The sequence below is a fragment of the Paracraurococcus lichenis genome, assembly GCF_030657435.1.
Taxonomy (GTDB): domain Bacteria; phylum Pseudomonadota; class Alphaproteobacteria; order Acetobacterales; family Acetobacteraceae; genus Paracraurococcus; species Paracraurococcus lichenis.
Map to the genome: position 1 here is coordinate 1 of NZ_JAUTWS010000161.1, position 6,623 is coordinate 6,623.

Below are 6,623 nucleotides of genomic sequence, written 5' to 3' on the forward strand. Positions count from 1 at the left end.
TCTAACGAGGAGTGGGCGAAGACATCTCTATTCGTGACTTGGCTCGCGAACTCCTTTTTGATGCCCCATCCGAAGGGAACCCGGTGGCGCGTCATTCGGAGCACAGGCAGGTCGCTAAAGGCAAAGGTGAGCTCAGGATGGCGGCGGAGTATCGCTGCATGCATCGAGGCTTCTCGTGGTCCGGAAATTGGATCCCAGTCGCGGCTTACCAGCGGCGGCGACTCTGGCGGCAATGGGATGGGCGGTCCCTCGTCGCGCCACTGCGAGAGCATGCTCGACAACCAGTCCGCGTCGGGGGATGCTGACACGTCGGGCGACATTCTCGGTTGTGCTCCAAGAGCGCGTGGTGATTGCACAGGGCGCCCGCGCTGTTGATGTCCTTGGGGGAGCCGTGCGCCCGACCGTTGTGATCGGACTTGGTTCCACTTACTACTTGCATCCACCCCGGTGTCCTCCCACCCTGCTGCCGAAACGGTGCCGCCGGACAGAAGAGATATCGAGCTAGAGCCAACCCTATGAGAAGCGGAGAAGTGTTCTGTAGGTGAACTTGCTCCAAAACTAAAACTTTCTGTATAGAAGAATGGTTTGGTAGATTTCCGCAGAAGCTGACGTGTGGTTTTCCTTGATGCTTGAAATACGTGCCTCATGAGGGCAGAGGAATCTTTGCCGAGTCTCTCCAGTATGTTGAATCGAGGCTATACAGTTTCGCGCAGTAAACTGAATGCGAGGTCCTGACAGCCTGGGGGCGGGACCGCCCTGAAGCTCATCTTAGGTTTAGCGATGCTGTGCGCTCGGACTACTATGCGTTGCTGTCCTGTTCACGCAATGGCTCCAGTGCTCGCGGAATAGCGGAGGTGGTCGGTGGCGGAATCGCCGCCGCAAACGAGAACATTGCCCTCGTCTGGGACGAGGTTGCGGAGAACATTGCCCGCGGCGATGCAGATTTTGCGGCGGCCCGGTATGAGACCTACTCGACGGCGGAGAAGCACGCCGTCGGCCTGCGGCGGATCGTCGACCAGGTCATCGGGCGGCGCCAGCGGAAGGCCAGGCCGAACTAATCCAGCAGTTCGATGGCGACCCGGACCGGCCTCCCTGACAGCCGCTCGGCCTCCGGATGACGCATGAGGCTCTCGGGCCCAAGACCCTCGATGACCACCTTGGTAGCGCCATCGGCACCTTCTGTTCGGTCACCCGTGTACGGCGGTGGCCGCACCAGAGGACGACCCTCCTTCTCGCCGTCCGCTTCGACCTCATCAAGGAACCGTTCGATTTCGGCCCAGGCGGACCGAGCCGCTGTCTCGTACTTTGTGTTTTCTGCGGCATTCCGGGCCACAAGCAACGGACTAAGTGCGCGCCATGCACCGAAGTGGATGGTCGCACGAAGTTGGACGCCGTCCATGGATGCTTCATCGGTTGTGTTGGGCATAGCGGCTCCTTTACCCCTGTCGGCGTCCTGCCCGCGGCTTGCGATCAGCATGTCCGCCGTCTCGTCTGCTAGATCCATCGCAGCATCCAAGGCAGCCTCGTCCGAGATGTCGGTGAGGCGTCCGGCGGCAATGTCGGCCTCGGCGTCGAACGTCAACGAGTCGATGTCATCGCCGTTGAGCGGCTGCCGAACGCGGTCGAGCGGTCTCGGGGGCATGTAGATGCCGTGCCGGGTGGCCTGGAGATAACCCAGGACAGCGAGCGGCCCCTCGGGCGTGCGATCGGTGATGAGGTCGAGCGGCGGCTTGCCGCCGAACACAGCCGCCCCGTGCGGGGTCCGGAGCCACTTCACCCCTTCCTCGTCGGTCGTGAGGAGGACGGCTAGCCAGCCATAGATGACGACGATGACGTCGGTCCGTTGCAAGACATCCTGAGGCAGGTCCAGCGGCCTGTGCTCCTGGGCCGCCTGGATCCACTTGTCAATGTCCGGCGCCTCGCCCAGCATGCGGCGTCGTTGCGCGTTATCAAGTCCCCAGAAGTCGGCGATCGCCAGGAAGATGCGGAGGCCGGGGCCGCTGTGGCGGCGGCGGTTCTCGATTTCGGCGTAGCGCTTGGCCTCCGCAAGCAGGTCGGCAGGCGCGTCGATGCGGATTGCTGCGGTCTCTGAGTCGTACGCCGTGCACCCCGGGTACCTGTTCTCCAATGTCATCAGGCAGCTCAGCACCCCGCCCCATCCCGCCTCAGCGACTTCGATTGGCGAGAAGCCGGTCTCGGGCTGCAACTCCTCGAGCCACCTCTGTCCCGCGCTCGTGCTGCCGATGGCTTTTGCGGCAGCAGCGAGGACGCGCAGAATTCGTCGTGCCGCCTGCTTCTCGTCGGATGCGCGGACCGGCTCGCCGTCGATGAGTTCATGGAGATCCGGCTCGCTGTGCTGCCACTCCAGAAATTCGTTGACGTTCATGCGCCTTCCCTCAGGGAGCTTCGTTGAGCCAAGGACTCTCACGGTGCGGTGCCCGCGCGCAGGGGGCCGAGGATGTCGAGCACCTGCTGTCGTCCGGCATCCCCCTCGGTGGCGACGGCGGCGGGAGTGCGATCGCCGAGTAAGGCGTGCGGCCGGTGGAGCCACTCATGGGCATCCTCCATGCTGCCCCATGTGTCCGTGGCAGCGTCCAACACCGCAGCGTACTCAAGGTCGACAGATTCCTTTGCTTGGCGCTGCTCAATCAGCCACTGAAGAGCCTGAAAGTCGTCCGGATCCTCTGGCTCGGACACGTCAGCAACCCCTCCCAGGTGGACGAGACGCTCAGAAACAGGAACACAAATAGAACGCTTCCGGCCGAGGCGGGCAATGCTGGACTGTCATCCAATTGCGTAACGGGTGCCCAACTCAGCGCAGATCGCCTGCGGATCGGGCCCGTGTATGGCAGCAGGTATATCAGGGCGATAACCGAAGCTGCGGTCCATGCCCGGCACCGAGACCGAACCCGCCGCGCATACCGCAGCGCTGCTGGGACTGTGGTCCGAATGCCTGATTGCGATCCGGGCGCGGCCAGGAACGTCAGCGCGAACACGGTGCTGGGCTGTGACATGAGTCAGCTCCGCCAGTCGTGAACCCAGGCCAGAGTTCAAAGGTGCGCAAAAACATTGCAAAATTGAGAGGGAGCGAACGGAGGCACGCGATGGTGCCGGAAGCCGACCTGAACAGCATTGCCCGAGCAGAGGCGACTCCGGTGCAGGCGCGGAAGGCCTTGCTGGCCGCCTTCGGGAACCCATCGCCGGAGCTGTTGCGGGATACCTACCTCGTCCTGCGCTCCTGGGCCTGGAAAGCGCTCGACCAGCGGCGCCGCGACCCGGAGCTGCGGGATTGGTGCGACATCCTCGCCGCCGCCTCGTCCTCCATGGCACTGAATGGCCAGCCTGGCCTGGCCGAACGCCTCACCGCGCTCGGCGAGTTGTTGGCGGAGTCCATCGCCGTCTCCGAGGCACTGTCTGTGCACGAGGTCACCAAGCGGCAGCACGTCGTGGCAGCGCTCGAGTTCCTCGAACGGCGGGGCGGCCAGGTCAACCGCGCCGACATCGCCAAACACCTGTCGCTCGGGCAGGCCAACCTAACCCGGGTTCTCAATCTGATGTCGGCGGCCGGTCTGGTTGATCGGACCACCCTGGGCAAGGAGGCCGTATTCAGCTTGTCACGCGCCGGGTTCGAAGCGCGGCACGCCTGACCCGGGCAGGAGGTGCCGATATGTTGGAGCGAGATCCCAACCTCGGTGCCTGCACCGTCCCCGACGCTGCCGCCAGCCTGCCTGAACGCCTGTGCAAGCGGACCCGAAGACACCCGGAGCAAAGCGTCGTTCATCGCTCAGAGGGATATGCGTATGGGCCAGAAACCACTCGACCCAGCGATGGTCGGCAAGGTCCTGGAGCCGACGACCGAAGAGGTCCACCGCAGGGCGATCGAACTACGCGCGGGCGGTATCCTGTCCGGCGAGGCCGTCGGACATCTCTTTGGTATCGGCCGACAGGTTGTTGATGAACGCCGCCGGGCAGGAGTCCTGCTCGCGTTGCCCCAAGGGGCCGATTGGGAATACCCCCGCGCGCAGTTCCATAATGGCAAAGCCATTCCCGGCCTCGCGGACATCATTGCAGCATTTGGAGCCTCGGGTCCCTGGGTGACGTTGGAGTTCCTGGTAACCGAGGACACAGTTCTGGACGGGCTGACGCCCCGCGAAGCACTCCTACAAGGCGGCGAGATGCACGGACGGGTCATGGCGCTGGCGCGCGGGTACCGTGGTGGCGAAGGCTTCGGCTGAGAACCTGGACAGGTATATATATGCGAGCGCAAGCCGTGACGTAGCCACGCCATAACTGGGCAGGAGGCAGTTAGGGATGAGCACGCGTATCCGCCCAGTTCTGACCGACGATGCGAAGGTGTGCGGCCGTATCATCTATGAGGCTTTCAACGGCATTGCCGACGCCCACGGCGTCCGGAGAGACTTCCCGTCCATCGACGTCCCCACACAGTTTGCCGCCATGTTCATTGCCCATCCCTCTATTTTCGGAGTGGTCGCCGAGGTGGACGGACGGGTGGTCGGCGCCGGATTCGTCACCGAACGCGATGCGATCCGCGCAGTGGGACCGATCGCGGTTGATCCAGCGTATCGAGGAGGCGGCATCGGACGGCAAATCATGGGGGCCGTCCTCGAACGCGCCGGAGAAGCTGTTGGAGTGCGCCTCGTGCAGGAAGCGTTCAACACCCGTTCGGTCGCCCTCTATTCCTCGCTTAGCTTTGAAGTGAAGGAGCCCCTGCTGCTGATGTCCGGCACGCCTCGCGGTGGACCGGTGCCCGGCTACACCGTTCGCCCGCTCGTGCCCGACGACATCGAACCGGCCGCACGGATCTGCGCCGCAGTTCATGGCGTCGAGCGCAGCGCCGAACTTCGGGACGCTCTGAACGCATTCCATCCTCTAGTCGTTGAGCACGACAGCCGGATCACCGGCTATGCAACTGCACCCATATTCTGGCCAATGAACCATGGGGTCGCCGAGACCGAAGGCGATATGCAGGCGCTCATCGCTGCGGCAGCGGCAGCGAGCCCCGAGCCGGTCTCCTTCCTACTACCAGTGAGGCAGGCCGGTCTGTTCCGCTGGTGCCTCCTGCAAGGCATGCAGGTGGTGAAGCCGATGACGCTGATGACAATAGGGGAATATCGGGAGCCGAGCGGAGCTTAGTTCCCGTCCACCTTTTACTGACCGACTGCGCACCGTGGACCACGACGCCTCGGTTGTATGCCGGGGTGGACAGAGTGCTGATGCCGCTGCGGCTGTTGGCGGTGAGGACGATAGCCCTGGCATCCAGGAAGCCGAACTGGAGAGGAGACATGGCGTAGTCAAGAGTCACGTCCTGGCGCAGACCGCCCAGCGCCTAATCGTCGTTCGGCTTCATTGCAATTTCTCACAAAGACATGCCAGCTTCTCATTCATCCACGCGGACAATGCCTCATCTCCATCGAGCACTGTGTACGCGCCGCGGCTGAGCTCATCCGCCACCCGCCTTTCGATCCTCTGCGCGAGCTCGACAAGGTCAGCGTCCGACTCCATTTCCACAGCCTGCTCCTCCAGGCGCTGCTCCAAGCGACGTCTCAGCTCCTGTTGGCTGCCGTCCGACACGTCATCATCCGGCATCTGAGTTGGCCCTTCTGTGTGCGGCCATACTTCGCAGCATGTCCTCGAGAGAGACTTGAAGGCCTGCCATTGAACGGCGCTGACGCAGCCTGTCGCTCCTTGATGCCCCGCACACTACCAGCGCGCACCACATGAAGACACAGAGACCGAGAGCGGTGAGGAGGAAGCGGATAGGGTCAGGCTACAGGCATCCACCTCCGCTCTGCTGACGGTGCCGTTCAAGATAGCTTCGCGGGTACCGGCTGGGAAAGTGCTCTCTACCCGCTGCTCGCACAGTTATGGCAAACTGAAAGGCTGTTTTGGAAGCTACAGGGCAGGAAGTCGCTTGCGGTTTGGGTGAGCGAGGCGGTGGAGCATGAGGCGGATCATGGCGAGGGTGATCATCGCCTCGGCGACGTCGGGCCGTTGCTCGTAATCCTTCGACAGGCGCCGCCATCGCCCGAGCCAACCGATGGTTCGCTCGACCAGCCACCTGCGTGGCAGCAGGACGAAGCCCTTGGTGCCTGCGACGCGGCGGACGACGACCAACGTCAGGCCGAGCAGAAAGCAGGCGCGCAGAACGGCAAGGCGGTCGTAGATGCTGTCGGCGAACACGGCCCGAAGCCAGGTGTAGAGGGGCTTGATACGCCGGAGCAGTTCGCCCGCGCTGTCAGCATCCTGGATGGATGCGGCATGCACGAGCACGCCAAGCAACAGCCCCTGCGTGTCGACCGCGATGTGCCGCTTGCGCCCTTTGACCTTCTTGGCTGCGTCATAGCCGCGAGGCCCGCCGCTCTCCGTTGTCTTCACACTCTGGGTGTCGAGGATGGCCGCTGTCGGGCTTGGCTCGCGCCCCGCGCCCTCGCGCAGCATGACGACGATATGGTGGCGTATGCTCTCCCACCCCCCGTCTCGGAGGAAGGCACGCATATAGCCGTAGATGGTCGGCCATGGCGGGAATGCCGGAGGGGGCGGCAGATGCCGCCACTGACAGCCGGTCCGCACGAGGTAGAACAGCCCGTCCAGCAGGCGCCGCA

At 63.5% G+C, this 6,623-nt stretch carries 9 protein-coding genes; 4 read left to right on the plus strand and 5 right to left on the minus strand.

All coding sequences use genetic code 11. The features are described from left to right. Nucleotides 1-320 (minus strand): hypothetical protein (locus Q7A36_RS37610; protein ID WP_305108921.1); only part of this gene is annotated, 320 nt, incomplete at its 3' end. 465 nt (nucleotides 321-785) lie between these two features. On the opposite strand from Q7A36_RS37610, the gene Q7A36_RS37615 reads away from it, so the two are divergent. Next, nucleotides 786-1,058 (plus strand): hypothetical protein, encoded by a 273-nt coding sequence (locus Q7A36_RS37615; protein WP_305108922.1) that lies wholly within the window; start codon nucleotides 786-788, stop codon nucleotides 1,056-1,058. Here the strand turns inward: Q7A36_RS37615 and Q7A36_RS37620 are convergent. Both Q7A36_RS37620 and Q7A36_RS37625 read right to left on the minus strand, forming a co-directional pair. Then, nucleotides 1,055-2,386 (minus strand): MbcA/ParS/Xre antitoxin family protein, encoded by a 1,332-nt coding sequence (locus Q7A36_RS37620; RefSeq protein WP_305108923.1) that lies wholly within the window; start codon nucleotides 2,384-2,386, stop codon nucleotides 1,055-1,057. The two genes, Q7A36_RS37615 and Q7A36_RS37620, sit on opposite strands and share 4 nt — an antisense overlap. A gap of 38 nt (nucleotides 2,387-2,424) precedes the next feature. Continuing rightward, a complete protein-coding gene (locus Q7A36_RS37625; protein ID WP_305108924.1) occupies nucleotides 2,425-2,697 on the minus strand; it encodes an antitoxin Xre/MbcA/ParS toxin-binding domain-containing protein in 273 nt (90 codons plus the stop codon). Between the two features lie 407 nt (nucleotides 2,698-3,104). Between Q7A36_RS37625 and Q7A36_RS37630 the strand changes: the two genes are divergently transcribed. From Q7A36_RS37630 to Q7A36_RS37640, 3 genes are all read left to right on the plus strand, one after another. Beyond that, nucleotides 3,105-3,647 (plus strand): helix-turn-helix transcriptional regulator, encoded by a 543-nt coding sequence (locus Q7A36_RS37630; RefSeq protein ID WP_305108925.1) that lies wholly within the window; start codon nucleotides 3,105-3,107, stop codon nucleotides 3,645-3,647. Nucleotides 3,648-3,800: 153 nt separating this feature from the next. After that, nucleotides 3,801-4,235: a hypothetical protein gene (locus Q7A36_RS37635; RefSeq protein WP_305108926.1), complete on the plus strand. Its 435-nt coding sequence runs from the start codon at nucleotides 3,801-3,803 to the stop codon at nucleotides 4,233-4,235. Nucleotides 4,236-4,311: 76 nt separating this feature from the next. Then, nucleotides 4,312-5,154 (plus strand): GNAT family N-acetyltransferase, encoded by an 843-nt coding sequence (locus Q7A36_RS37640; RefSeq protein ID WP_305108927.1) that lies wholly within the window; start codon nucleotides 4,312-4,314, stop codon nucleotides 5,152-5,154. Nucleotides 5,155-5,364: 210 nt separating this feature from the next. Here Q7A36_RS37640 and Q7A36_RS37645 read toward each other — a convergent pair whose 3' ends face one another. Further along, the gene (locus Q7A36_RS37645) at nucleotides 5,365-5,607 is read right to left on the minus strand and encodes a hypothetical protein (protein ID WP_305108928.1); all 243 of its coding nucleotides are present in this window, start codon (nucleotides 5,605-5,607) and stop codon (nucleotides 5,365-5,367) included. Between the two features lie 306 nt (nucleotides 5,608-5,913). Next, nucleotides 5,914-6,623, minus strand: a 710-nt coding sequence (locus tag Q7A36_RS37650; RefSeq protein ID WP_305108929.1) for an IS5 family transposase, incomplete at its 5' end; no start/stop codon positions are given.

What these genes read in the sequence shown, in the direction of transcription:
- Q7A36_RS37620 (WP_305108923.1), bottom strand. Translation starts at nt 2,386, where the DNA reads ATGAACGTCAACGAATTTCTGGAGTGGCAGCACAGCGAGCCGGATCTC.
- Q7A36_RS37645 (WP_305108928.1), bottom strand. Translation starts at nt 5,607, where the DNA reads ATGCCGGATGATGACGTGTCGGACGGCAGCCAACAGGAGCTGAGACGT.
- Q7A36_RS37640 (WP_305108927.1), top strand. Translation starts at nt 4,312, where the DNA reads ATGAGCACGCGTATCCGCCCAGTTCTGACCGACGATGCGAAGGTGTGC.
- Q7A36_RS37630 (WP_305108925.1), top strand. Translation starts at nt 3,105, where the DNA reads ATGGTGCCGGAAGCCGACCTGAACAGCATTGCCCGAGCAGAGGCGACT.
- Q7A36_RS37635 (WP_305108926.1), top strand. Translation starts at nt 3,801, where the DNA reads ATGGGCCAGAAACCACTCGACCCAGCGATGGTCGGCAAGGTCCTGGAG.